This window comes from Leifsonia sp. GW821-FHT13C05 (assembly GCF_058806515.1).
The window spans coordinates 1-24,092 of the sequence record NZ_JBXAPT010000001.1; the positions used below are offsets into that span (position 1 = coordinate 1).

The 24,092-nt window shown below is 69.9% G+C and carries 23 protein-coding genes; 11 read left to right on the forward strand and 12 right to left on the reverse strand.

The window, feature by feature from the left end:
- The first annotated feature begins 176 nt into the window (after positions 1-176).
- Positions 177-746 carry a prepilin peptidase gene (locus tag AC1ROC_RS00005; RefSeq protein WP_492997286.1) on the forward strand — a complete coding sequence of 190 codons (570 nt, stop codon included), beginning with the start codon at positions 177-179 and terminating at the stop codon, positions 744-746.
- Between the two features lie 107 nt (positions 747-853).
- On the opposite strand, the gene AC1ROC_RS00010 is transcribed toward AC1ROC_RS00005, so the two are convergent.
- From AC1ROC_RS00010 to xseA, 5 genes are read right to left on the reverse strand one after another with little or no spacing between them, the layout of a single operon-like run.
- Positions 854-2,260, reverse strand: a complete 1,407-nt coding sequence (locus tag AC1ROC_RS00010; RefSeq protein WP_492997288.1) for a class II fumarate hydratase — start codon at positions 2,258-2,260, stop codon at positions 854-856.
- Positions 2,261-2,315: 55 nt separating this feature from the next.
- The gene (locus AC1ROC_RS00015) at positions 2,316-2,972 is read right to left on the reverse strand and encodes a carbonic anhydrase (RefSeq protein WP_179150871.1); all 657 of its coding nucleotides are present in this window, start codon (positions 2,970-2,972) and stop codon (positions 2,316-2,318) included.
- On the reverse strand, positions 2,969-3,625 hold the full coding sequence (locus AC1ROC_RS00020) for a DUF4245 domain-containing protein (protein ID WP_168689751.1): 657 nt from the start codon (positions 3,623-3,625) through the stop codon (positions 2,969-2,971). The genes AC1ROC_RS00015 and AC1ROC_RS00020 overlap by 4 nt, the downstream gene beginning before the upstream one ends.
- Positions 3,622-3,900 carry an exodeoxyribonuclease VII small subunit gene (locus tag AC1ROC_RS00025; RefSeq protein WP_085371132.1) on the reverse strand — a complete coding sequence of 93 codons (279 nt, stop codon included), beginning with the start codon at positions 3,898-3,900 and terminating at the stop codon, positions 3,622-3,624. The genes AC1ROC_RS00020 and AC1ROC_RS00025 overlap by 4 nt, the downstream gene beginning before the upstream one ends.
- 1 nt (position 3,901) lies before the next feature.
- Positions 3,902-5,170 (reverse strand): exodeoxyribonuclease VII large subunit, encoded by a 1,269-nt coding sequence (gene xseA / locus AC1ROC_RS00030; RefSeq protein ID WP_492998882.1) that lies wholly within the window; start codon positions 5,168-5,170, stop codon positions 3,902-3,904.
- 99 nt (positions 5,171-5,269) lie between these two features.
- Between xseA and AC1ROC_RS00035 the strand changes: the two genes are divergently transcribed.
- Positions 5,270-6,298, forward strand: coding sequence for a 4-hydroxy-3-methylbut-2-enyl diphosphate reductase (locus tag AC1ROC_RS00035; protein ID WP_085371150.1), 1,029 nt, complete (start codon positions 5,270-5,272; stop codon positions 6,296-6,298).
- A gap of 9 nt (positions 6,299-6,307) precedes the next feature.
- On the opposite strand, the gene AC1ROC_RS00040 is transcribed toward AC1ROC_RS00035, so the two are convergent.
- Positions 6,308-6,691, reverse strand: a complete 384-nt coding sequence (locus tag AC1ROC_RS00040) for a winged helix-turn-helix transcriptional regulator (protein ID WP_085371131.1) — start codon at positions 6,689-6,691, stop codon at positions 6,308-6,310.
- A gap of 95 nt (positions 6,692-6,786) precedes the next feature.
- Between AC1ROC_RS00040 and AC1ROC_RS00045 the strand changes: the two genes are divergently transcribed.
- Positions 6,787-7,656, forward strand: a complete 870-nt coding sequence (locus tag AC1ROC_RS00045; RefSeq protein WP_492997292.1) for an SDR family oxidoreductase — start codon at positions 6,787-6,789, stop codon at positions 7,654-7,656.
- 92 nt (positions 7,657-7,748) lie between these two features.
- Here AC1ROC_RS00045 and AC1ROC_RS00050 read toward each other — a convergent pair whose 3' ends face one another.
- On the reverse strand, positions 7,749-8,480 hold the full coding sequence (locus tag AC1ROC_RS00050; RefSeq protein ID WP_492997294.1) for a DUF6264 family protein: 732 nt from the start codon (positions 8,478-8,480) through the stop codon (positions 7,749-7,751).
- A 63-nt stretch (positions 8,481-8,543) separates the two neighbouring features.
- Positions 8,544-9,572 (reverse strand): class II fructose-bisphosphate aldolase, encoded by a 1,029-nt coding sequence (fbaA, locus tag AC1ROC_RS00055; RefSeq protein WP_085371128.1) that lies wholly within the window; start codon positions 9,570-9,572, stop codon positions 8,544-8,546.
- A 209-nt stretch (positions 9,573-9,781) separates the two neighbouring features.
- Here fbaA and glpX point away from each other — a divergent pair, with 209 nt between their 5' ends.
- On the forward strand, positions 9,782-10,783 hold the full coding sequence (gene glpX / locus AC1ROC_RS00060) for a class II fructose-bisphosphatase (protein ID WP_085371127.1): 1,002 nt from the start codon (positions 9,782-9,784) through the stop codon (positions 10,781-10,783).
- A 104-nt stretch (positions 10,784-10,887) separates the two neighbouring features.
- Here glpX and AC1ROC_RS00065 read toward each other — a convergent pair whose 3' ends face one another.
- The gene (locus AC1ROC_RS00065; RefSeq protein WP_492997297.1) at positions 10,888-12,252 is read right to left on the reverse strand and encodes a DNA recombination protein RmuC; all 1,365 of its coding nucleotides are present in this window, start codon (positions 12,250-12,252) and stop codon (positions 10,888-10,890) included.
- A 115-nt stretch (positions 12,253-12,367) separates the two neighbouring features.
- Between AC1ROC_RS00065 and iolC the strand changes: the two genes are divergently transcribed.
- The 7 genes from iolC (at position 12,368) to AC1ROC_RS00100 (ending at position 20,800) form a co-directional block, all read left to right on the forward strand.
- Positions 12,368-13,357, forward strand: coding sequence for a 5-dehydro-2-deoxygluconokinase (gene iolC, locus AC1ROC_RS00070; protein ID WP_492997299.1), 990 nt, complete (start codon positions 12,368-12,370; stop codon positions 13,355-13,357).
- Positions 13,344-14,246 (forward strand): Cgl0159 family (beta/alpha)8-fold protein, encoded by a 903-nt coding sequence (locus tag AC1ROC_RS00075; protein ID WP_492997301.1) that lies wholly within the window; start codon positions 13,344-13,346, stop codon positions 14,244-14,246. Before iolC ends, AC1ROC_RS00075 begins: the two co-directional genes overlap by 14 nt.
- 112 nt (positions 14,247-14,358) lie before the next feature.
- Positions 14,359-15,864, forward strand: coding sequence for a CoA-acylating methylmalonate-semialdehyde dehydrogenase (locus AC1ROC_RS00080; RefSeq protein ID WP_492997304.1), 1,506 nt, complete (start codon positions 14,359-14,361; stop codon positions 15,862-15,864).
- Between the two features lie 8 nt (positions 15,865-15,872).
- Entirely contained in the window at positions 15,873-16,859 is a 987-nt protein-coding gene (iolB, locus tag AC1ROC_RS00085; protein ID WP_492997306.1) for a 5-deoxy-glucuronate isomerase, read from the forward strand.
- A 14-nt stretch (positions 16,860-16,873) separates the two neighbouring features.
- Positions 16,874-18,757, forward strand: a complete 1,884-nt coding sequence (iolD, locus tag AC1ROC_RS00090; RefSeq protein ID WP_492998885.1) for a 3D-(3,5/4)-trihydroxycyclohexane-1,2-dione acylhydrolase (decyclizing) — start codon at positions 16,874-16,876, stop codon at positions 18,755-18,757.
- A 38-nt stretch (positions 18,758-18,795) separates the two neighbouring features.
- Complete coding sequence (locus AC1ROC_RS00095; protein ID WP_168689743.1) at positions 18,796-19,713, forward strand: sugar phosphate isomerase/epimerase family protein; 918 nt, start codon at positions 18,796-18,798, stop codon at positions 19,711-19,713.
- 70 nt (positions 19,714-19,783) lie between these two features.
- Positions 19,784-20,800 (forward strand): Gfo/Idh/MocA family protein, encoded by a 1,017-nt coding sequence (locus AC1ROC_RS00100; RefSeq protein WP_492997309.1) that lies wholly within the window; start codon positions 19,784-19,786, stop codon positions 20,798-20,800.
- A gap of 74 nt (positions 20,801-20,874) precedes the next feature.
- Here the strand turns inward: AC1ROC_RS00100 and AC1ROC_RS00105 are convergent, their stop codons facing one another.
- From AC1ROC_RS00105 to AC1ROC_RS00115, 3 genes are all read right to left on the reverse strand, one after another.
- On the reverse strand, positions 20,875-22,302 hold the full coding sequence (locus tag AC1ROC_RS00105) for a sugar porter family MFS transporter (RefSeq protein WP_492997311.1): 1,428 nt from the start codon (positions 22,300-22,302) through the stop codon (positions 20,875-20,877).
- A 235-nt stretch (positions 22,303-22,537) separates the two neighbouring features.
- Positions 22,538-23,314 (reverse strand): GntR family transcriptional regulator, encoded by a 777-nt coding sequence (locus AC1ROC_RS00110; RefSeq protein ID WP_085371118.1) that lies wholly within the window; start codon positions 23,312-23,314, stop codon positions 22,538-22,540.
- A gap of 54 nt (positions 23,315-23,368) precedes the next feature.
- A complete protein-coding gene (locus tag AC1ROC_RS00115; RefSeq protein WP_168689740.1) occupies positions 23,369-23,950 on the reverse strand; it encodes an exonuclease domain-containing protein in 582 nt (193 codons plus the stop codon).
- Positions 23,951-24,092 lie beyond the last annotated feature (142 nt).

A 24,092-nucleotide genomic window follows, 5' to 3' on the forward strand; every position in this document is an offset into this window, starting at 1 on the left:
CCCGCACCCGAGGTGGGTGCGGGCGCCGCGGTGCGTTGCAGGTGCTGTGTTGTGGGGGCGGATCAGACGCTGTTCGTGTTCCAGTTCCGGCTGACGCGGCCGGGCGCTGGGCTGTGGAAACCGGCGCGTGCTGTGGATTTCTGCCGGGCCGACTGGCGGGCGCATACGGTCGATGTATGGAGAATCTCGGGCAGACGGTCGGCGGGCTGGTGGGGGTCGCGTACCTCGGCGTGGTGTCGCTCCCGCTGTGCGCGACCGACCTGCGGGAGCGGCGGCTGCCCAACGCGCTCGTGCTGCCCGGGTTCGCCTTCGCTGCGCTCGGCGTCGGCTGGCTGGCGCTGGCACGCGGAGATCCGCCGGGAGCGTATGTGGAGCTCGCACTGTGCTGGGCGGCGGTGATCGCGGTGCTCTGTGCGGCGGCGTCGGGCGGCGGGATCGGGATGGGAGACGTGAAGCTCGCCGCCCTGCTCACGCTCGTGCTCGGTGCGCTCGCGGTGGAGCGAGGGCTCGGGCCAGGGCCGGCGGTGGTCGCGCTCTTCGTGGTGGCGTTCACCACGGCGGGGCTCGCGGTGCTGGGCGGCGCGGTGCTGGCGCGTGGTGTGGTGGTGGCGCGTGGTGTGGTGGTGGCGCGTGATGCGGCGGCGACCCGTGTTGCTGCCGCAGGAACGGAGTCAGAAGTCCCACTCGGCCCGCACCTGTTGGTCGGGTTCTGGGCCGTCGCCGCGGCCGTCGTGCAGCTCTCATAAGCGCGCGCAACGCGACAGGGCGCCCTCCCTGGGGAGAGCGCCCTGTGCGCAAATCTCAGCGACCGCGAGCAACCGCAATCGCGACGGCGTACCGCCGCCCGCCCGGATTACCCCGGGTGGGTCATGCTCAGCACGTCGAGCGCCGTGTCGAGCTGTTCGAGCGTGACCTCGCCGCGGTCGACGAAGCCGAGGTCGATGACGGCCTCGCGGACGGTCATGCCCTGGGCGACCGAGTGCTTGGCCACCTTGGCCGCCGCCTCGTAGCCGATCACGCGGTTGAGCGGGGTCACGATCGACGGGCTCGACTCCGCGTATGCGCGGGCGCGGTCGACGTTGGCCTCGAGGCCGGCGACCGTCTTGTCCGCGAGCACGCGGGAGCCCTGCGTGAGCAGACGGATCGACTCGAGCAGCGCCGTGCCCATCACCGGGATCGCCACGTTCAGCTCGAACAGGCCGGATGCGCCGCTCCAGGCGATCGTGGCGTCGTTGCCGATCACGCGCGAGGCGACCATCAACACCGCCTCGGGGATCACCGGGTTGACCTTGCCGGGCATGATCGAGGATCCGGGCTGCAGATCGGGGATGTGCAGTTCGCCCAGTCCCGTGTTGGGGCCAGAGCCCATCCAGCGGAGGTCGTTGCAGATCTTGGTGAGGCTGACCGCGATCGTGCGGAGCGCTCCGGATGCCTCGACCAGCGCATCCCGGTTGGCCTGCGCCTCGAAGTGGTTGCGGGCTTCCGTGATCGGCAGCTCGGTCTCCTGCGTGAGCAGCTCGATGACCAGCTGCGGGAAGCCGAGCGGGGTGTTGATTCCCGTGCCGACGGCCGTGCCGCCGAGCGGGACCTCCGCGACGCGGTGCAGGGACGCCTGCACGCGCTCGATGCCGAGACGGATCTGGGCGGCGTAGCCGCCGAACTCCTGGCCGAGGGTGACCGGTGTCGCATCCATCAGGTGGGTGCGGCCGCTCTTGACGACCGTGGACCAGAGCTCCGCCTTCTCCTCGAGCGACACGGCTAGGTGGTCGAGGGCGGGGATGAGGTCGTCGATGAGGGCGCCGGTGACGGCGATGTGCACCGAGGTCGGGAACACGTCGTTGGAGGACTGCGACGCGTTCACGTGGTCGTTCGGGTGCACCGGCCGGCCGAGCCTGCGGGATGCCAGCGTGGCCAGCACCTCGTTCATGTTCATGTTCGAGGACGTGCCAGAGCCGGTCTGGTAGACGTCGATCGGGAAGTCTGCGTCGTGCGCGCCGGTGACGACATCGTCGGCGGCGGCGGCGATCGCATCGGCGATCGACTGGTCGAGCACGCCGAGCTTCGCGTTGGCGAGAGCGGCCGACTTCTTGATGCGCGCCAGTGCAGCGATCTGCGTCGGCTCCAGCACCGATCCGGAGATCGGGAAGTTCTCGACGGCGCGCTGCGTCTGCGCTCCGTACAGCGCGGCCGCTGGGACGCGGACCTCGCCCATCGTGTCGTGCTCGATGCGGTAGTCGGCGTCCGCCTGGGTGTCCACCACGGTGTGTTTTCCTTTCTGGTGCGGGGCCGGCGGATTCGCCGGGCTTCCCGCGATTTCAGTCGGAGGCCTGGTCGGCCAATCCGACGACGATGTCGGGGACGACCCGACCTTCCTGAAGCCGGTAGTTGGCACCAACGATAGCCAACGAACCGTCCGCGACGGCAGCGCTGATCATCTCGGAGCTCTCCAGGAGCTCGGCGACGGTGTGCCGCAGGTGCTCGCGGCCGACCTCGAGCGCATCCACGGTCGCCGGGTCCACCGGCTGGTCGGCCGGGACGCCGGCGACGGTGTGCACCGCCGGGACGATGGGGGAGATGAGGTGCGCGATGTGCGGGGGCAGCGGCGTCGCATCCTCGGCCTGCGAGTCGATCGCGGCGCGGACGGCGCCGCACTCGTCGTGACCGAGCACCAGGATGAGCGGAACCTCCAGCACGCCGACCGCGTACTCGAGCGAACCGAGCACGGAGTCGGAGATGACCTGACCGGCGTTGCGGACCACGAAGGCGTCTCCGAGGCCGAGGTCGAAGATGATCTCGGCGGCGAGACGGGAGTCGGCGCATCCGAAGATCGCGGCGAGCGGGGCCTGGCCGCTGGCGATGGTCTCGCGGCGCTCCACGTCCTGGCGGGGGTGCTCGGGATCGCCGGAGACGAACCGTTCGTTGCCACGCAGCATGGCGTCCCAGACGCGGGACGGCCTCGGCTTACCCATCATGAACCTCCGAGTTGACGAATCTGGTCGGCGAGCGCACCGGCGACCGTGCCGAACTCGGCATCGCTCGCAGTGCCGAACACGATGATCGTGCTCTTGCCCGCCGCGGTGACGAGCGCGTATTCGACGTTGCCGTTGTCGTCGCTCGACGTGTGGTTGTCGTAGACGTCCCAGCGGACGCCGTCGATGGTACGCGTGCCCTTGATCATCGACTTGTTGACCTGCTGGGCCGTCCACGAGTCGTTCGCGTCGAAGCCCTGCGTGATGCCGATGTACTGCTTCTTCGGCGTGATCAGCCCGACATACCAGGAGTCGACGCGGTCCGGGGTCTTGGTGCGCAGCTCGGCGTTGTTCGACTTCCACTCCGAGGAGAGTTTCGGCACGAGCAGGCGGTTCGGCTCGGAGCCCTGTGCCTGCGCGGCGATGGATGCGTAGTCGACCGGGGGAGCGGACGAGGTGGGGTTGCCGCGCGGCACGAACAGCACGATCACGGCGACGAGGGCGACGCAGGCGATCAGCGAGTAGACCAGGTTGTTGACGGTCTGCCTGTTGCGGTGATTGGCGGAGTTGACCGCTTTGCGGGCGGCCGTTTCCTCCGGGGTCTCCGGGCGTCCGAGTTCGGCGACCACCGCCGGTGGTTTGGTGCGGGGACTCATTCGGCGCTCGACGCTCCCGTGGCTCCAGCCGTTGCTCCAGCGGTCGCCCCGACACGAGCGGCGTCCAGCCGGGCCTTCGCACCGATCAGCCACTCCTCGCAGTGCCGGGCGAGCGCTTCTCCGCGCTCCCACAGTGCGATGGACTCCTCGAGCGTGGACGAGCCCTGTTCCAGCTGACCGACGACGCGGATCAGCTCGTCGCGCGCCTCCTCGTAGCTGAGCGAGGCGAAGGCGTCGTCGCCGGAGGGCGACTCGGTGGTGGGCATGACATCCATTCTATTTGTCTAGCTGGGGGCTTGCTTCGTGAGCGGCATCCGGATGACCGGCCGGCGACGGGATGGGGTCTGCCGCGGTCGCGGCGACGGCCCCGCCGGAGACGGTGAGGCGCAGCCCCGTGCCGGAGGGCATCTCCTCGGGCGCGGTCACGACGTGCCCGGAGGCGAGTTGCACGATGGCGTACCCGCGGTCGAGCGTGCCCTGGGGCGAGAGCGCGCGCAGCTGGCCGCGCAGCTCGGCGACCCTGGTGGCCTCCCGGTCGACGCGGCGTTCGACCAGTTCGGCGCCGCGGGCGACGAAGCGGGTGAGCTCCTCCGACCGGGAGTCGACGATCCAGCTCGACGACGCGAGCGACGGCCGGGTGCGGAGGTGACCGATGCGGTCGATCTCCGCGGCGATCATGTGCGTCACGCGCATCCCGATGCGGGCGCGGGCCTGCTGAACGCGGGCCAGCTCCTCTGCGACGTCCGGGACGACGCGCTTGGCGGCGTCCGTCGGGGTGGATGCGCGGAGGTCGGCGACCTCGTCGAGCAGCGGCCGGTCGGCCTCGTGGCCGATGGCGCTGACGATCGGGGTGACCGCTGCCGCCGCCGCCCGGACCAGCACTTCGTCGGAGAAGCCGAGCAGGTTCTGGAAGTCCCCTCCGCCGCGGGCGACGATGATGACCTCGACCTCGGGGTCGGCGTCGAGGGTGCGGATGGCGGCCGTCACCTCGGAGACCGTCCGCTCGCCCTGCACGGCCGCGTACACGGTGCGGAACCGCACCTGCGGCCAGCGCAGCTGCGCGTTGCGGAGCACGTCCTTCTCCGCGTCGGAGTCCTTGCCCGTCACGAGCCCGATGGTGTGCGGGAGGAACGGGAGGCGCTTCTTGCGCTCCGGGGCGAAGAGGCCCTCGGCGGTGAGCTGCTGGCGGAGGCGTTCGAGGCGTTCGAGCAGGTCACCGAGGCCGACGTGGCGCATGTCGAAGACCTGCATGGTGAGGGTGCCGCCCTTGACCCAGAAGTTGGGCTTGATGGCGGCGATCACTCGGTCGCCCTGCTTGAGGTCGGCCGCGATGCGCGCCTTCACCGACGACCAGATCGTGAAGCTGACCGTCGCATCCTCGTTGAGGTCTTTGAGCTTGCCGTAGACGTTGCCGCCGGACACGCCCCACTGGGTGATCTCGCCCTCGACCCAGGCGGTGCCGAGGCGCTCGATCCAGCCGCGGATCTTGCCGGCCAGGGTCGCCACCGGCCACGGAGCGTCTGCCGTCGGCGGCCCGACCTCCATCGACGGTGCGCGGGTCGTGTCCGTCACCGAGCCTCCCAACCAGTGTTCAGCGCACTCACCTAGGATCGAAGGGTGAGCGACGCAACCATCAGCCTTCCGATGCCGAGGATTCCCGGTGCGCGAGGCCGGCTACAGGATACCCCGGTCGTCGGACACAAGCGGGTCCTGCTGGCCGCACCCCGTGGATACTGCGCGGGTGTGGACAGAGCGGTGATCGCCGTCGAGAAGGCGCTCGCGCTCTACGGCGCGCCCGTCTACGTCCGCAAGCAGATCGTCCACAATGTGCACGTCGTGTCGACGCTGGAGCAGCAGGGCGCGATCTTCGTCGACGAGGTCGGCGAGGTGCCGGAGGGCGCGCACGTCGTGTTCAGCGCCCACGGGGTGTCGCCCGCTGTGGTGCAGGCCGCATCCGACCGCGGGCTGCAGGCCATCGACGCCACCTGCCCGCTGGTCACCAAGGTGCACCGCGAGGCCGTCCGGTTCGCCCGCGACGACTTCGAGATCCTCCTGATCGGCCACACGGGCCACGAAGAGGTCGAGGGGACCGCCGGCCACGCGCCGGACAAGGTCACCCTGGTCAACAGCCCGGACGACGTCGACACCATCACGGTGAAAGACCCGGACAAGGTGGTGTGGCTCTCCCAGACCACGCTCTCGGTCGACGAGACGATGGAGACGGTGCGCCGCCTGCGCGAGCGCTTCCCGAACCTGCAGGACCCGCCCAGCGACGACATCTGCTACGCCACCCAGAACCGCCAGGTCGCGATCAAGAAGGTCGCCGAGCAGGCTGACCTGGTGATCGTGGTCGGCTCGGCCAACTCGTCCAACTCGGTGCGCCTGGTGGAGGTCGCCCTCGAGTACGGCGCGAAGGCCGCATACCGGGTCGACTACGCCAGCGAGGTCAAGCAGGAGTGGCTCGACGGCGTGGCCACGGTCGGTGTGACGAGTGGAGCATCCGTGCCGGAGGTGCTGGTGCAGGAGGTCCTCGACGACCTGCGCGGCGCCGGATACGGCGACGTCCAGGAAGTGAAGACGGCGGAGGAGGACCTGATGTTCTCGCTGCCGAAGGAGCTCAGGAAAGACCTCGCGGGCAACCAGGATGCGCGCGCGCTCGGCGGACGCCGCTGACGCAGCCCGCTAGGCGCTCTCCGCCTGCGGTGCGACGATCTCGTCGGCGTTGGCGGCGATCCAGGACATCAGCGGCAGCAGGTGCTCTGTGAGGTCGCGGCCGCGCTGGGTGAGGCTGTAGTCGACCCTGGGCGGGATGGTCGGCTGGGCCGTGCGCAGCACGAAGCCGTCGCGCTCCAGGGTGCGCAGCGTCTGGGCGAGCATCTTCTCGCTGATGCCCTGCACGGTGCGGCGCAGTTCACCCCAGCGGAGGTCGCTCTGGGAGAGCGCGACGAGCACGAGCACGCCCCAGGTGCTCGTGACGTGGTTGAGCACGACACGGGTGGGGCAGGCGGACGGAAGCACGCCGTCCGTGAAGCCGAAGCCGTTCAACGTCTGAAAACTGGTGTCCACGTCAGTAACTTACCAAAAAGTGGGTACCCTCCATCGGGAAGTATCAGGATCCGGCCGTGGTTGGCTGTGATGACCGACCGAAAGGAAACTTCCCCATGACCATCGTCGTCACCGGTGCCACCGGCCATCTCGGACGCCTCGTCGTCGAATCCCTCATCGAGCGCGGGGTCCCCGCCGCCGACATCCGCGCGCTGGGTCGCTCCGCCGAGCGGCTGGCCCCGCTCGCCGACCTGGGCGTGCAGACCGCCACCATCGACTTCGAGAAGCCGGACACGCTCGCTTCCGCCTTCGCCGGCGCCGACGCCCTCCTCCTCGTCTCCGGCAGCGAGGTCGGCCAGCGCGTGCAGCAGCACGCCAACGCCATCGACGCGGCCGTCGCCGCCGGTGTGGGACGCATCGTCTACACCAGCGCGCCGCACGCCGACGACACCGACCTCGTCCTCGCGCCGGAGCACACGGCCACCGAGAAGCTGCTCGCCGAGTCCGGGCTGCCGGTGACCATCCTGCGCAACAACTGGTACTCCGAGAACTACGTCGGCCAGCTCGACACCGCGGAGGCGACGGGCGAGATCGTGTCCAGCGCCGGCGACGGCCGGGTGGCCAGCGCCAGCCGTGCAGACTACGCGGACGCTGCTGCCGTCGTGCTCAGCACGCCCGGCCACGAAGGCGCCGTCTACGAGCTCTCGGGCGATGAGGCGTGGTCGTTCGCCGAGCTGGCCGAGGCGGTGTCCGAGATCGTCGGACGGCCCGTGGTCTACCGCGCGGTGAGCCCGGAGGAGCACACGAGCATCCTGACCGGTGCCGGCCTGGACGACGGCACGGCCGGCTTCGTGGTCGCGCTCGACGGCAACATCCGCGACGGCGCCCTCGCCGACGCGACGACGACGGTCAGCGACCTGATCGGACGCCCGACGACGCCGATCGCGGACACCCTGCGCGCCGCGCGCGAGCAGGCTGCCGCGTAACAGCATCCGGAGACGGAGAACGGCCCGGCGCGGGATGCGCCGGGCCGTTCGTCGTCTGAGTCAGGGGGTCCGAGGGTCCGAAGGTCAGGGCGTCAGGGCGTCGGGGTGCCGGACGGCGTCGGCGTGACCCCGCTGTAGAAGTCGATCAGCACCGGGTCGGTGAGCAGCACGGCCGACATGAAGCCGAGCAGCGCGATCAGGGCGACGACGCCGGCGATCAGCGGGATGTAGAACGCCATCCTGCGCTTGACGAGGAGCCAGACCGACAGGCCGGTGGAGATGGCCCAGATCAGGCCGACGGTGATGGCTCCGGCGATCAGGGTGCCCTGCACGGAGCCTGCGGGGGTGTAATCGCCGAGGTTCTCGTTGGTGTGCATGAGCTGCATCGCGGTGGGAAGGGACAGCAGGCCGCCGATGGAGTTCGTCGCCCCGAAGAAGCCGAAGACGATGAGCACCACGGTGACCGTCATGTTCCAGCGCGGCGCGTCGGAGCGCAGCTGGGGGCTCTGGCCGTTCTGCGGGTGCTGAGGGTGCGGGTAGAGGTTCTGCGGGTGCTGACCCTGCGAGTGCTGCTGGTTTTGCGGGTTCTGCGGATTCTGCGGCCCGAACCACGGGCGGTCGGCGTGCGGGGCGCGCTGGTCCTGACCGGCCGCTGTGCGCTGCCCGGCGTCGCCGTGCTCGCCGTAGCGGTCGGGTTCGGCGGTGGGATGCGTGGTGTCCAGCCGGTTCGCATCCGCCGGCGGATGCCACACCCAGCCCTCGGGGGCGAGCTCGCCGTATTTGGGGCGCGGTCGCTCGTCCGGTCTCTGTTCGTCGTCGGCCATGTCGGCCGCCCTCCCTGGATATGACACGGCGGCCGGAGCGTGAGCCCCGGCCGCCGCGGTGGACTACTTGCCGGAGTGTCCGGCGGAGCCGAGCTGCTGGGTCGCCTCGATCACGCGGGCGGCCATCGCCGTCTCGGCGACCTTGCCCCACGCGCGCGGGTCGTACAGCTTCTTGTTGCCGACCTCGCCGTCGACCTTCAGGACGCCGTCGTAGTTCTTGAACATGTAGTCGGCGATCGAACGGGTGAACGCGTACTGCGTGTCCGTGTCGATGTTCATCTTGATGACGCCGTTGGCGACCGCCTCGGCGATCTCGGCGTCGGTCGAGCCGGAGCCGCCGTGGAAGACCAGGTCGAGCGGCTTCGGGCCGTGACCGTACTTGGCCGCGAGGCCGTCCTGGATGGTCTTCAGCAACTCGGGGCGCAGCTTGACGTTGCCTGGCTTGTACACGCCGTGCACGTTGCCGAAGGTGAGGGCGGCCATGTAGCGGCCGTTCTCGCCCAGGCCGAGGGCCTCGACGGCCTTCTCGACGTCGGCGAGGGTCGTGTAGAGCGCCTCGTTGGAGCCCTCGTGCTGCACGCCGTCCTCTTCGCCGCCGACGACGCCGATCTCGACCTCGAGAATGGCGTTGATGGCCTTGGTGCGCTTGATCATGTCCTGCGCGATCTCGAGGTTCTCGGCCAGCGGAACGGCCGAGCCGTCCCACATGTGGGACTGGAAGATCGGGTTGCGTCCGGCGCGGACCTCCTCCTCGGAGGCGGCGATGAGCGGCAGCACGAAGCTGTCGAGCGCGTCCTTCGGGCAGTGGTCGGTGTGCAGCGCGACGGTGATCGGGTAGTTCTTCGCGACCTCGGTGGCGAACTTGGCGAACGCGATGGCGCCCGCTGCGCGGTTCTTGACCGTCTGGCCGGCGAAGTAGTCGGCGCCTCCGGTGGTCACCTGGATGATGCCGTCGCTGCCGGCCTCCGTCAGGCCCTGGAGGACGGAGTTGATCGTCTGCGACGACGACACGTTGAACGCGGGATACGCGAATCCACCGGCCTTCGCCTTGTCGAGCATTTCTGCATATTGGTCCGGCGTGGCGATGGGCATTACAGCTCCTTGAAGTCGAAGTGTCGAACGAGTCTCATCATACCGAGCCGCCGGGAGCGGCCCCGGCCGCTGCCCGGGGCGCAGTTGGCGCGCATCCCGGGTGAACGTTCGTGCGCTTTCCGTGGCCGCGCGATGCCGCGCCGATACACTGGCAACGCCGATAAGCAGCGTCGACGCCGACGCACCGAATCCGTCCGGGAGGACCCATCATGATCAGCACTGACACCGCATCCCTCTACCTGCATCCAGACAGGAACCTGGCTATGGAGCTCGTCAGAGCGACGGAGGCTGCGGCCATCCGGGCCACCCCTTTCATCGGCCGGGGTGACAAGAACGCGGCGGACGGCGCGGCAGTGGATGCGATGCGCAAGTTCCTCGGAACGGTCAACTTCGACGGGCTCATCGTGATCGGCGAGGGCGAGAAGGACAACGCGCCGATGCTGTTCAACGGGGAGCATGTCGGCAACGGCCGGGGACCGGCGGTGGACATCGCGGTCGACCCGATCGACGGCACGTCGCTGACCGCCGCCGGACGCCAGAACGCGCTCTCGGTGATCGCGGTCTCCGACCGGGGGTCAATGCTGGATGCGTCGAGCGTCTTCTACATGGACAAGATCGTCACGGGGCCGGAGGGCTTCGGCGTCGTCGACCTGTCGCAGTCGATCGGGGACAACATCCGGGAGCTGGCGAAAGCGAAGGGCAAGCCGGTCGGCGAGGTGCGCGTCGCGGTGCTCGACCGTCCGCGTCACGAGGGACTGATCGAGGAGATCCGCGCGGCGGGCGCCGGAACCAGGCTGATGCTCGACGGCGACGTCGCCGGCGGCATCAATGCTGCCCGCTACGAGTCGCGCATCGACATGTGCGTCGGCATCGGCGGCAGCCCGGAGGGCATCACCACCGCCTGCGCGATCAAGGCGCTCGGCGGCTTCATGCAGGGCAGGCTCGCCCCGAAGGACGACGCGGAGCGCGCGGGCGGCATCGCGGCCGGGCTCGACATGGACCGCATCTACGGCGCTGACGACCTGGTGAAAGGCGACAACACGTTCTTCGTCGCCACCGGCGTCACCGACGGCGGCCTCGTGGAGGGCGTCCGCCGCAAGGGCCCGATCATCCGGACCGAGTCCATCGTGCTGCGCTCGAAGTCGGGCACGATCCGCCGCGTGATCGCCGACCACCTCGCCGCCAAGTGGCTCGAGGCCGACCAGCTGTAGCCGTCGCTCGCCGGCCTCACCAATCGAGTCCGAAGTTGTTCACGCCTGCGCCCGGCGCGTCGCGTGAATAACTTCGGACTCGATTGTTTGGAGCGCGGGGCGGATCAGGCGGAGCGGCGCTCGGGGAGGGCCGGAGCGTCGGAGTCCTCGTCGTCGCCGAGTTCGGCGACGAGCTCGAAGGCGGTGAGCTCGCGGGGCGACTCCTCGATGCCCTCGAGGACGCCGATCATCTTGGACTCGTCCAGGGCGTTCAGCTTGCGAGCGGCCGGGAACACCTGGCGTTCGAACGAGCCGACGAAGCCGTTGTAGTCCTTGACCGTGCGTTCGAGCGAGCGGCCCAGCTTCTCGATGTGCGTCGCCGTGGTGGACAGGCGCGTGTAGAGCGTGCGGCTCAGGTCGAAGAGCTGCTTCGCCTCCTGGGTGAGCACATCCTGCTGCCAGCTGAAAGCCACCGTCTTCAGCACCGACCAGAGCGTGACCGGCGAGGCGAGGGCGACGCGCTTGCTGAACGCGAACTCCATGATCGAGGGGTCGGCTTCCATCGCCGACGACACCAGCGACTCGCTCGGGATGAACGCGATCACCAGCTCGGGGGAGGAGTCCAGGCCCGTCCAGTACGCCTTGTTGCCGAGGGCCGTGATGTGGTCGCGGACGGCCTTGACGTGCTGCTTGAGCAGCGCATCCCGTTGTGCGCCGTCTGCGCCGGTGGCGGTCGCCGGGATCTGGCTGGCCTCCAGGTAGGCGTTGAACGGCACCTTGGCGTCGAGCGCGATGGACTTGCCGCCGGGCAGGTGCACGATCATGTCCGGACGGCCTGCGCCCGACTCCGACTGGATGCTCGACTGCACGCTGAAGTCCACGCGCTCGATGAGCCCTGCCGCCTCGACAACGCTGCGCAGCTGGGTCTCTCCCCAGACGCCGCGCGTGCTGTTGGAGCGGAGCGCGGACGCCAGCGACTCCGCCGTGCTGCGCAGGCGCTCCTCCGACTCCGTGGCCGACTTGAGCTGCTGCGCGAGTTCGCCGTGCTGCTGGTTGCGCTGCGATTCGAGCTCGGCGACCTTCTTCTGCATGTCGCTCAGGCTTTCGCGCACCGGCGCGAGCGCCTGCAGGACCTTGCTCTCCGCGCGCTCCCGCTCGGTCTGCGCCTGCGCCTCGACCCGGTGCCGCTCGACCAGCTCACGGTACTGCAGCTGGTGCGAGATGACCTGTTCGCGCAGCGAGTCCGCCGTGGCCTGAGTGGCCGCGAGATCCTGCCGGATCTCCGCCTGGACCGCTGCCTCCGCCGCCCGCAGTTCCGCGAGCTCTGCCGCGTGCCGTGCGGCGACGACCGCAGGATCTTCCACCGGCGCGGAGGGCGCAACGGCCTCTGCGCGGCGGCGCAGCAGCGTGGCGACGGCGTATCCGCCGACGCCGGCGCCGATGAGCAGGCCGGCGAGGAGTCCGAGGAGGAGGGAGAGGATGGGGTCCATGCTTCGAGTGTGACAGGGGCCTCCGACACTGGGAGGTTGCGCGCAGGGCACGCCGTGAATAGGCTGTCCATGTCACTATGTCAGGACATGAACCACGAAGGGCAGCCACCGAGGGATGACCACCACAGACAGCGCGGTCGGCACGGCAGAGCCGCCCTTCGACGTGCTCGCCATCGGCAGGGTCGGCGTCGACCTCTATCCGCTGCAAGACGGCGTCGGCCTCGAAGAGGTCAGCACCTTCGGCAAGTATCTCGGCGGCAGCGCGACGAACGTCACGGTCGCCGCAGCCCGCCACGGACGCCGCTCGGCCATCGTCACGCGCACGGGAGAAGACCCGCTCGGCCGCTACGTGAGCGCGGAGATCGCCAGGCTCGGCGTCGACAACCGCTTCGTCTCCACGGTGCCCGGCCTCAACACCCCGATCACTCTCTGCGAGATCTTCCCGCCGGACGACTTCCCGCTCTACTTCTACCGCGAGCCGATCGCGCCAGACCTGGTGATCGAGCCGTCCGAGCTCGACCTCGGCGCCATCCGGGATGCGCGCATCTTCTGGGCCACCGTCACCGGCCTGTCGAAGGAGCCGAGCCGTTCCTCCCACCACGCGGCATGGGATGCGCGGGGCCGCGCACCGCTGACCGTCCTCGACCTCGACTACCGGCCGATGTTCTGGTCGTCGCCCGCTGAGGCCACCGCGGAGGTGTCCAGAGCGCTCGAGAAGGTGACGGTCGCCGTGGGAAACCGCGAGGAGTGCGAGATCGCCGTCGGCGAGTCCGACCCGCAGCGGGCTGCGGACGCGCTGCTCGATCGCGGGCTCGACCTCGCCGTGGTGAAGCAGGGCCCGCGCGGCGTGCTCGCGAAGACCAGGACGGAGACCGTCGAGGTCGAGCCGTTCCCCGTACAGGTGGTCAACGGCCTCGGCGCGGGCGACGGCTTCGGCGGCGCGCTCTGCCACGGGCTGCTGGCCGGCTGGCCGCTGGAACAGGTGATCCGGTTCGCCAACGTCGCCGGAGCCATCGTCGCCAGTCGCCGCGAGTGCTCGACGGCCATGCCGACGACCGCGGAGGTCGACGCCCTGCTGGAGGGAGCATCCCGTGGCACCCGTTGACGGACCGATCAGCGCTGCGGACTTCGACAGGCTGCGCAGGATCAGGGCGGCGGAGCCGGCGAAGATCGCGGAGGCACTCGCCGGCCGCCAGACCCGCGACCTGCTCACCGGCGACGAGCGCCTCTTCATCGTCGCCGCCGACCACCCGGCCCGCGGTGCGCTCGGCGTCGGCTCCGACCCGCGCGCGATGGCCGACCGCTACGACCTGCTGCAGCGCCTCGCCTCCGCTCTGGAGCGCCCGGGCGTCGACGGCGTGCTCGGCACCCCGGACATCATCGAAGACCTGGCCATCCTCGGCCTCCTCGACGGCCGCATCGCGGTCGGCTCGATGAACCGCGGAGGACTGCGCGGAGCCCGCTTCGAGATGGACGACCGCTTCACCGCCTACGACGTGGATGCGCTGGTCGCCGCCCGCCTCGACTTCGCCAAGCTGCTGGTGCGGATCAACCTCGCCGACGACGCCACGGCGGCCACGCTGGCCGCCTCGGCCGACGCCGTCACCGCCGCGGCGGCCGCACGCCTGCCGATCATGCTCGAACCGTTCATGAGCGCGTGGGAGGACGGCCGGATCGTCAACGACCTGTCGACGGATGCGGTCATCACGTCGGTGGCCATCGCATCCGGTCTGGGGGCCAGCTCGGCATACAGCTGGCTGAAGCTGCCGGTCGTCGACGACATGGCCGCGGTGATGTCGGCCACGACGCTGCCGACGCTGCTGCTCGGCGGCGATCCCGTGCCGGGAGCGAAGCCGAGTTCGGCTCACGACGCCTGGGCGGGCGCCATCGACCTGCCCGGCGTGAAGGGGCTGGTCGTCGGCCGCACTCTGCTCTACCCGGAGGACGGCGACGTGCCGTCCGCCGTCGACCGGGCGGCCGCCATCGTGCACTGACGTCACCACCCCCGCGCACCGCAGCATCAGCATCATCCGCCGCAACGCACCACCCCGCACCACCCCGGCACAGCGTCCGGCCACGAACCATCCGCGAAGGAGCACCAGCACCATGTCAGACACCGAGCTTCCCGTCATCCCGCACTACATCGGCGGGCGGCGCACGCCAAGCACCAGCGGGCGGCTCGCGCCGGTCTACGATCCGGCGGTCGGGCAGCCGAGCGCGCACGTCGGTCTTGCGGACGAGGCGGAGGTCGCCGCGGCGATCGACTCGGCTGCCGCGGCGTTCCCCGGCTGGCGCGACACCTCGATGGCGCGGCGTCAGCAGGTCATGTTCGCGTTCCGCGAGCTGCTGAACGCCCGCAAGGGCGACCTTGCGGACATCGTGACCAGCGAGCACGGCAAGGTCGTCTCCGACGCGCTCGGAGAGATCACCCGCGGCCTCGAGGTGGTCGAGCTCGCCACCGGGTTCCCGCACCTGATCAAGGGTGAGCACTCCGAGAACGTGTCGACCGGGGTCGACGTGTACTCGCTCAAGCAGCCGCTCGGCGTCGTCGGCATCGTGAGCCCGTTCAACTTCCCGGCGATGGTCCCTCTCTGGTTCCTGCCGGTGGCCATCGCGGCCGGCAACGCGGTGGTGCTCAAGCCGAGCGAGAAGGACCCGTCGGCCGCGGTCTGGCTCGCCGAGCTGTTCACCGAGGCGGGACTGCCGGACGGCGTCTTCACGGTGCTGCAGGGCGACAAGGTCGCCGTCGACGGCCTGCTCGAACATCCGGAGGTGCAGGCCATCTCGTTCGTCGGGTCCACGCCGATCGCCCGCTACATCTACGAGACCGCTGCCAGGAACGGCAAGCGCGTCCAGGCTCTCGGCGGCGCCAAGAACCACATGCTCGTGCTCCCGGATGCGGACCTCGACCTGGTCGCGGACGCTGCGGTCAACGCCGGTTTCGGGTCGGCGGGCGAGCGCTGCATGGCGATCAGCGTCGTCGTGGCCGTCGAACCCGTCGCCGACGACCTCATCGCCAAGGTGAAGGAGCGCGTGGCCGGCCTGCGCGTGGGAGACGGCCGCCGCAACTGCGACATGGGACCGCTCATCACGCGCGAGCACCGCGACAAGGTCGCGTCGTACATCGACGTCGCCATCGCGGATGGCGCCGACGTGGTCATCGACGGTCGCGGCATCGAGGTCGACGGCGCAGCGGACGGGTTCTGGCTGGGACCGACGCTGATCGACCGGGTGAGCCGCACCTCCCGGGTGTACACCGAGGAGATCTTCGGCCCGGTGCTGTCGGTGGTGCGCGTCGCCAGCTACGAGGAGGGCGTCGAGCTGATCAACTCCGGGGCGTTCGGAAACGGCACGGCGATCTTCACCAACGACGGGGGAGCGGCGCGCCGGTTCCAGAACGAGGTGCAGGTCGGCATGATCGGGATCAACGTGCCCATCCCCGTGCCGGTGGCGTACTACTCGTTCGGCGGGTGGAAGCAGTCGCTGTTCGGGGACGCGAAAGCGTACGGTGTGCACGGCTTCGACTTCTTCACCAGGGAGAAAGCCGTCACCAGCCGCTGGCTCGACCCGAGCCACGGCGGCATCAACCTCGGATTCCCGCAGACCAAGTAGGAGCAGCGATGCGCAACGGCAGTGAGTGGGTCTACGGCCCCGGCGACCTCGCGGAGGACGGCTGGGAGTCGGTGGTGGATGCGCGCATCCCGGGCTGGCAGCACACCGGTCTGCGTGTCGCCGCCCTCGATGGTGGCACCGTCGCGCTCGCCGCGGGCGACGTCGAGCGGATGATCGTGCCGCTGGCGGGCTCGTTCACGGTCGAGTACGAGGAGCCGGGGTCCAAGCGGGCGACGCAGCGGCTGGCTGGGCGCGCATCGGTGTTCGACGGTCCGACGGATGTGCTCTACCTCGGCGCGGGAACGGCGGCGACGATCGGCGGGCACGGTCGGGTCGCGGTGGCCGAGGCGGTGACGGCGGCGGGCGCCGGCGAGCGTCGCGCTGCCGCGTACCTTCCGGCGTCTGCGGTTCCCGTCGAGCTGCGCGGCGGAGGACAGTCGAGCCGCCAGGTGCACAACTTCGGGGTGCCCGGGGCCCTGGATGCGGCCACGCTGATCGCCTGCGAGGTGATCACGCCGGCGGGCAACTGGTCCTCCTACCCGCCGCACAAGCACGACGAGCACCGGCCGGCCGTCGAATCCCGCCTGGAAGAGATCTACTACTTCGAGACGGCAGTGACGCGCGGGGTGGATGCGCCGGCAATCGCTGCGCCGTTCGGCGTGTTCGCGACGTATTCGTCGGGGGAGCGGCCGATCGCCATCGACGCGCGCGTGAGCAGCGGGGACATCGCGCTCGTGCCGCACGGATACCACGGGCCGGCTGTCGCCGCGCCCGGCTACGACCTCTACTACCTCAACGTGATGGCCGGCCCGGATGCGGAACGCTCCTGGCTGATCACCGACGACCCGGCGCACGGATGGGTGCGCCAGACCTGGGAGGCGGAGGGGATGGATGCGCGGCTTCCGTATCTGCCGGATCGCGCCGCATCCACCGCACCCGAGCCCACCGCGACCCCCGCATCCACCACCGCATCCAACGAAGGAGCAGCCCTGTGAGCGGCACCAAGCGCATGACCGTGAGCCAGGCCATCGTCGAGTTCCTGGCCCATCAGTGGACCGTCGACGGCGACCACCGCGAACGCACCATCGCCGGCACCTTCGGCATCTTCGGGCACGGCAACGTGGCGGGGATCGGGCAGGCGCTCAAGCAGTATTCCGTGCAGGACCCGGCGTTGATGCCGTACCACCAGGCGCGCAACGAGCAGGCGATGGTGCACGAAGCCGTCGGATACTCACGCCTGCGGAGGCGGAGGGGAACCTTCGCCTGTGCGGCGTCCGTCGGGCCCGGCGCGACCAACATGCTCACCGGGGCTGCGCTCGCCACCACCAACCGGCTGCCCGTGCTGCTGCTGCCGTCCGACACCTTCGCCACCCGCGTGGCCGACCCCGTGCTGCAGCAGCTGGAACTCCCGCACGACGCCTCGATGAGCGTCAACGACGCGTTCAAGCCGCTGTCGCGCTTCTTCGACAGGATCGTGCGTCCCGAGCAGCTGTTCTCCGCCGCCCTCGGCGCCATGCGGGTGCTGACCGATCCGGTCGAGACCGGCGCCGTCACCATCGCGCTGCCGGAGGACGTGCAGGCGGAGGCGCTGGACGTCCCGCTGGAGTTCCTGGCCGACCGGGAGTGGCACGTGCGCCGCCCCGTGCCGGAGCGCGGTGCGCTCGCCCGCGCCGTCGAGGCCATCGCCGCCGCCGAGCGGCCGATCATCGTCGCGGGCGGAGGCGTGATCTACTCCGACGCGGCCGCCGAGCTGCGGGCGTTCGCCGAGGCGACGGGCATCCCGGTCGGCACCACGCAGGCCGGGGGAGGCGCGATCGCCTGGGACCACCCGCTGTCGCTCGGCAGCATCGGCTCCACCGGCACGTCTGCCGCCAACCGGCTCGCCGCGCAGGCCGACCTGGTGATCGGGATCGGCACGCGCTACAGCGACTTCACCACCGCATCCCGCACGGCGTTCGCCAGGGACGGGGTGCGTTTCGTCAACGTCAACGTGGCGTCGTTCGACGCGTACAAGCACGGGTCGACGCTTCCCGTGATCGCCGACGCCCGCGAGGCGCTCGTCGCCCTCCGCGATGCGCTCGCCGGCTTCGCGACGCCGTCGGGCTACCGCGACGAGATCGCGCGAGAGAAGCGGGCCTGGGATGCGCTGGTCGACGAGAGCTTCGTCGACCGCCGGCTCGACCGTCCGTCGCAGACCGAGATCATCGGCGCGGTCAACGCCGCGAGCGACCCCCGGGATGTGGTGGTCTGCGCCGCCGGCTCGCTGCCGGGCGACCTGCACAAGCTGTGGCGGGTGCGCGACGACCTCGGCTACCACGTCGAGTACGCGTTCTCCTGCATGGGCTACGAGATCGCCGGAGGGATGGGCGCCAAGCGTGGCGCAGGCGACCGCGACGTGATCGTGATGGTCGGCGACGGCTCGTACCTGATGATGCACACCGAGCTGGTGAGCGCGGTGGCGGAGGGCGTGAAGATCATCGTGGTGCTCATCCAGAACCACGGCTACGCCTCCATCGGGCACCTCAGCGACACGGTCGGATCGCAGCGCTACGGCACGCGGTACCGGTTCCGCGACGACGCGGCGAACGCGTTCGACGACGGTCCGGCACTCCCGGTCGACCTCGCCGCGAACGCCGCCAGCCTCGGTGTCGACGTGATCCGGGTCGAGCCGAGCGCGAACGCGATCGCCGACCTCACGGCGGCGGTCGCGCAGGCCAAGGCGGCGAGCGGGCCGACCCTCATCCACATCAACAGCGACCCCCTGCTGTTCTCGCCGGACGGCGAAGGCTGGTGGGACGTGCCAGTGGCGGAGGCGTCCGAGCTCGACAGCACCCGCGCAGCGCGCGATGCGTACGACGAGCAGAAGGCGCGGCAGCGGCCGTACGTCGGCTGAGGCGCTCCCAGAACATCCCGAGCAGCACGAGGAGAACGATGACAGACAGCACCCCCGCCCTGCGGATCGGCACCGCCCCGGACTCGTGGGGCGTCTGGTTCGCCGATGACCCGAAGCAGATTCCGTGGCAGCGCTTCCTCGACGAGGTGGTCGCCTCCGGCTACACCTGGATCGAGCTCGGGCCGTACGGCTACCTGCCCACCGACCCGCATCAGCTGGAGGACGAACTCGGCTCGCGCGGACTGAAGCTGTCCGCCGGAACGGTGTTCACCGGCTTCCACAAGGGGGAGGACCAGTGGCAGCGGGCGTGGGACCAGGCGCTGCAGGTCGCCGGACTCGCCACCGCGCTCGGCGCAGAGCACCTCGTCGTGATCCCGGATCTGTGGCGCAGCGACGCCACCGAGGAGGTACTCGAGAACCGCACGCTCGACGACGAGCAGTGGGCGAAGCTCGCCGCCGGCCACGACAAGCTCGGCAAGGCGCTGCTCGAAGAGTTCGGGATGCACCAGCAGTTCCACTCGCACGCCGACAGCCACGTCGGAACGTACGGCGAGGTCGAGCGGTTCCTCACGGAGACCGACGCCGCGTACACGAACCTGTGCCTCGACACCGGGCACTTCTCCTACTACCTCGGCGACAACCTGAAGCTCATCCGGGCGTATCCGGAGCGCATCGGCTACCTGCACCTCAAGCAGGTGGACACCGACATCCTCGCCGACGTGCTGAAGAACGACGTGCCGTTCGCCACGGCGGTCGCCCGCGGGGTCATGACGGAGCCGCCGGCCGGCGTGCCCGACTTCGCGCCGATCATCGAAGCGGTCAGCGCCATCGACCAGAACATCTTCGCCATCGTCGAGCAGGACATGTACGGCACCGACATCGAGCGTCCGTACCCGATCGCGAAGCGCACCCGCGACCACATCTTCGGATGCACGCGGCACGCCAGGCAGGACTGACCCCGCCCGCGCGGCCGAAGGCACACACGCTCCACCCACACCGCTCACCGCACCACCGAAAGAGACCAGCATGACCACAGAACCGCTCCGGATCGCCGTCGTCGGCGCCGGGATCATGGGCTCCGACCACATCGGCCGCATCGCCGGGCGCATCACCGGCGCCGAGGTCGCGGCCGTCGTCGAGCCCGACGCCACCCGGGCGGCGGCCGCCGCGGCGGGAGCGCCCGGTGCCGTCACGCGCAGCCGCATCGAGGACGCCCTCGAACACGACGACATCGACGCCGTCATCATCGCGACCCCCGGACCGTTCCACGAATCCGTGCTGCTGCCGGCGCTCGACGCCGGGGTGGACATCCTGTGCGAGAAGCCGTTGACGCCGGACTCCGAAGAGTCGCTGCGCATCCTGGAGGCCGAGCAGAAGACGGGCCGTCCGCGCATCCAGGTGGGGTTCATGCGGCGGTTCGACGAGGAGTACCTGCAGCTGAAGGCCCTCATCGACTCCGGCGACGCCGGCGCTCTGCTCGCGCTGCACTGCGCGCACCGCAACCCGTCGACACCTCCCGGGTACACCGAGACCATGCTGATCACCGATTCCGTGGTGCACGAGATCGACGTCGTGCCATGGCTGGTGGGGGAGCCGATCGCGGCCGTCGAGGTGCGGAAGCCGCGGCGGAACTCGCTCGCTCCCGAGGGACTACGCGAGCCGCAGCTGGTGCTGCTGGAGACCGCATCCGGTGTGCTGGCGGACGTGGAGATCAGCGTCAACATCCAGTTCGGCTACCAGGTGACCACGGATGCCGTGTTCGAGCGCAGCGTCGCCGAGATCGGCCGCACGTCGGGCATCGCCCGGTGGGTGAACGGAGCGTTCCGGCAGGCCGAGCACCTGACGTACACGACGCGGTTCGCCCGCGCGTACGACACCGAGGTGCAGCGGTGGGTGGATGCGGTGCGCCGCGGCACGATCGACGGACCGAGCGCCTGGGACGGCTACCTCGCCGCCGCCGTCTGCGAAGCGGGCGTGTCCGCGCAGGCCTCCGGGAAGCGGGTCGAGGTCAGCTACGTGCCGCGTCCCGCGTTCTACGCCTAGGCGGCCCAGCACCGAGAAACCAGTAACTGCCGCGCATCCGGGGGGATGCGCGGCAGTTACTGGTTTCGCGCTGCTCAGCGCCGGAGCTGGAAGTCGCGTTCGAGGGCTTCGAGGGAACGGCCGCGGGTCTCCGGAAGGCAGAGCTTCACGAAGACGACACCGCCGATGCCCACCGCGAAGAACAGGAAGAACGTGGTCGAAATGCCCAGCGCATCCACCAGCTGCGGAAACAGGAAGCCGACCAGGAAGTTCGTCAGCCAGAGCACCAGCGCGGCCAGGCCGAAGGCGAAGCCCCGGATGCGCGCGGGGAAGATCTCGGCCAGCATCAGCCAGGTGACCGGCGACACGGCGCCCTGCTGGAACGCCAGGAACGTGATCGTGAGGCCGAGCACCACGAACGGAAGGGCGGGGGAGCCGTCCAGTGCGCTCGAGAAGACACCGACCAGGAGGAGCGAGACGGTCGTGCCGACGAGTCCGGTGAGCAGCATCGGGCGGCGCCCGACCTTGCCGAGGAGCCAGATGCCGACGAACGTGGCGAGCACCGAGATGACGCCGTTCGCGATCTGGCCGACCAGCGCGGCCTGCTGGTCGAAGCCCGCCAGCTGCAGGATCTGCACGCCGTAGTACATGATCGAATTGACGCCGGTGAGCTGCTGCACCATCGCGACACCGATGCCGATCAGGAAGATGCGGCGCACCCACGGCACGGCCAGTTCGGAGAACGCGGAGCGCCGGGGAGCGGTGCCCGGAGTCTGCGGGGCGGCGTGCGCCTGGATCTCGTCGAACTCGGACGATGCCTCGTCGGCCTCGCGGACGCGCCGCAGGGCGGCGAGTCCCTCGGAGAAGCGGCCGTGCAGGATGAGCCAGCGCGGGCTCTCCGGGAGCACGAGCATCCCGAAGTAGAGGACGACGGCCGGGATGGACGCGACGGCGAGCATCCAGCGCCAGACGCCGTCGTTGTCGGGGAAGACGGACGCGATCAGCGCGTTGACGGTGAATGCGGCGAGCTGGCCGCTGACGATCATCAGCTCGTTCTGGGTGACCAGCCGGCCGCGGCGTGCGGCGGGCGACATCTCGGCCAGGTACAGCGGGACGGTCACGGATGCGCCGCCAACGGCGATGCCGAGGACGAAGCGCGTGGTGACCAGGACGGCGATGCTCGGCGCGACCGCGCAGCCGACCGCCGCGACGAAGAACACCGCGGCCAGCCAGAGGAGAAGCGTGCGCCGGCCTCTGCGGTCGGCGATGCGGCCTCCGGCGAACGATCCGAGCGCGGCACCGACGAGGAGCGACGACACGACGATGCCCTCCTGCAGCGGCGTGAGCGCGGCGTCGGCGAACCGCATGAACGGCAGGGCGCCGCTGATGACCCCGGTGTCGTAGCCGAACAGCAGGCCGCCGAAGGTGGACAGGACGGTCACGGTGCGGAGGTAGCGGCGGCTTGGCGACGGCAGCCCGCCTCCTGCTCTGGGCGATGCGGTGGACGTTGATGGTTCTGACACGGGCGCTCCCTTGCGTTGTGGTGCTTTGTCAGGACATTATTACGTCAGTTCTGAAGTGTTAGCAAGGGAGTGGTCAGATGTATACCACTGCGGATAAATATGCTGGCTGTTAGGGAAATCGGGCGCGCGGACAAGATGCCAGTATCTGTCGCGCATCCCGGGCGTTTCGCGACAGTTAGTGGCATCTCGGCGGCGGGGCGGGGGTGGCCGGAGACGGACGCCGGCGGCCAGCGGCCTACTTGTCGACGAGGGTGATCTCGAAGGAGTAGAGGTCGGGGCGGTAGCAGTGGTGGCCGAACTCGACGGCCCTGCCGGAGTTGTCGTAGGCGGTGCGGTCCATGCTGAGCACCGGTCCGCCCTCGTCGATCTCCAGCAGCGTGCTCTCCTCGGCGGACGCGCGGCGCGCGCCGATCCGCTGGCGGGCGACGCGCATGGTGGTGCCGCGCCCGCGCATCAGCTGGTAGAGGCCGTGCGCGGCCAGGTCGGCCTCGGTGATGTCGACGAAGTCGGACGGCAGGTAGTTCTCGAGCACGCCGACGGGCACGCCGTCGGCGCTGCGCACCCTGCGCAGGTGCAGGACGGGACTGGATGCGTCGAGGTTGAGGAGTTCCCCTATCCGGGCGCCGGCCGGGATGACCTCGTGCAGCAGCAGGGTGGTCTCCGGATGCTTGCCATCGCGGGCGAGGTCGTCGTAGAGGCTGGTCAGCTCCACTTTCCGGGTGACCGGGCCGTGCACGACCTGGGTGCCGATGCCGCGGCGGCGTACGACGAGGCCCTTATCGACCAGTTCCTGGATGGCGCGGCGGACCGTCGGCCGTGACAGGCCGAGGCGCTCGCCGAGCGCGATCTCGTTCTCCAGCCGGGATCCCGGGGGCAGTTCGCCGTCGACGATGGCGTTCTCGATCCGGGTGGCCACCTGGAAGTAGAGCGGAACGGGGCCGGCATGGTCGAGGTCCATGAAGAGGTGCTGCGGGAGGGAGCCGTCGCTCTGGGGCACCGAAACCTCGATCATGTCAGGACAAATGGGTTGGTCCGACATTAGCACCAGCGGGCCGGCGCGGCAGGGTCAGGCGGCCTGCGGGGTGCCGATCCGGCCGAGGCGGGAGCCCGTGCTCGCGGCGAGCTCGTCAATGGTGGCCGCGCCGTGACGGCGGGCGGCGTGCACGATGATCGCGGCGCACGCTTCGGCGTCGGCGAGGGCGTCGTGGTGGTGGAAGTCCTCGAATCCGGCGGCCATCGCGGCGACCGGGAGGCGGTAGGAGTCGAGCGTGTACGTCCTGCGGGCCACCTGCAGGCTGCAGAGGTAGCTGTAGTCGGGGCAGGCGACGGCGGTGGCGGTGCAGGCTGCGCGGATGACGCCCATGTCGAAACCGGCGTTGTGGGCGACGAGGTAGTCGTCCTCCGCGAAGGCGATCAGGTCGGGAAGCTGGTCGATCCACCCGGCGGCGCCGACGACGTCCTCGGCGCGAATGCCGTGGATGCGCGTGTTCCACTCCTGGAAAAAGTCGTGTCCCATCGGCGGCTGGATCAGCCACCCCACCCGGTCGACCACCTTGCCGTCCCGCACCTTGATCAGCCCGACGGAGCAGGCGGACGCCGCACTCCCGTTCGCGGTCTCGAAGTCGATTGCGGTGAAGTCCAGTGGCACGGGAACATGCTCGCACGGCCCACCGACGCCGCCGGGATGCACGGGCGGTGTGCCGCGGATGCGTGCGGTGGCGGGGTGCGCATCCACTGGCCGGATGGGCGGTGCAGGGCGCGCATCCACTGTCCGGATGCGCGGTGCCCAC

Coding starts and splice junctions, on each gene's coding strand:
- AC1ROC_RS00005 (WP_492997286.1), top strand. CDS start 177: ATGGAGAATCTCGGGCAGACGGTCGGCGGGCTGGTGGGGGTCGCGTAC.
- AC1ROC_RS00015 (WP_179150871.1), bottom strand. CDS start 2,972: ATGATGGGTAAGCCGAGGCCGTCCCGCGTCTGGGACGCCATGCTGCGT.
- AC1ROC_RS00020 (WP_168689751.1), bottom strand. CDS start 3,625: ATGAGTCCCCGCACCAAACCACCGGCGGTGGTCGCCGAACTCGGACGC.
- AC1ROC_RS00025 (WP_085371132.1), bottom strand. CDS start 3,900: ATGGATGTCATGCCCACCACCGAGTCGCCCTCCGGCGACGACGCCTTC.
- xseA (WP_492998882.1), bottom strand. CDS start 5,170: ATGGAGGTCGGGCCGCCGACGGCAGACGCTCCGTGGCCGGTGGCGACC.
- AC1ROC_RS00035 (WP_085371150.1), top strand. CDS start 5,270: ATGCCGAGGATTCCCGGTGCGCGAGGCCGGCTACAGGATACCCCGGTC.
- AC1ROC_RS00045 (WP_492997292.1), top strand. CDS start 6,787: ATGACCATCGTCGTCACCGGTGCCACCGGCCATCTCGGACGCCTCGTC.
- AC1ROC_RS00050 (WP_492997294.1), bottom strand. CDS start 8,480: ATGGCCGACGACGAACAGAGACCGGACGAGCGACCGCGCCCCAAATAC.
- fbaA (WP_085371128.1), bottom strand. CDS start 9,572: ATGCCCATCGCCACGCCGGACCAATATGCAGAAATGCTCGACAAGGCG.
- glpX (WP_085371127.1), top strand. CDS start 9,782: ATGATCAGCACTGACACCGCATCCCTCTACCTGCATCCAGACAGGAAC.
- AC1ROC_RS00065 (WP_492997297.1), bottom strand. CDS start 12,252: ATGGACCCCATCCTCTCCCTCCTCCTCGGACTCCTCGCCGGCCTGCTC.
- iolC (WP_492997299.1), top strand. CDS start 12,368: ATGACCACCACAGACAGCGCGGTCGGCACGGCAGAGCCGCCCTTCGAC.
- AC1ROC_RS00080 (WP_492997304.1), top strand. CDS start 14,359: ATGTCAGACACCGAGCTTCCCGTCATCCCGCACTACATCGGCGGGCGG.
- iolB (WP_492997306.1), top strand. CDS start 15,873: ATGCGCAACGGCAGTGAGTGGGTCTACGGCCCCGGCGACCTCGCGGAG.
- iolD (WP_492998885.1), top strand. CDS start 16,874: ATGACCGTGAGCCAGGCCATCGTCGAGTTCCTGGCCCATCAGTGGACC.
- AC1ROC_RS00095 (WP_168689743.1), top strand. CDS start 18,796: ATGACAGACAGCACCCCCGCCCTGCGGATCGGCACCGCCCCGGACTCG.
- AC1ROC_RS00100 (WP_492997309.1), top strand. CDS start 19,784: ATGACCACAGAACCGCTCCGGATCGCCGTCGTCGGCGCCGGGATCATG.
- AC1ROC_RS00110 (WP_085371118.1), bottom strand. CDS start 23,314: ATGATCGAGGTTTCGGTGCCCCAGAGCGACGGCTCCCTCCCGCAGCAC.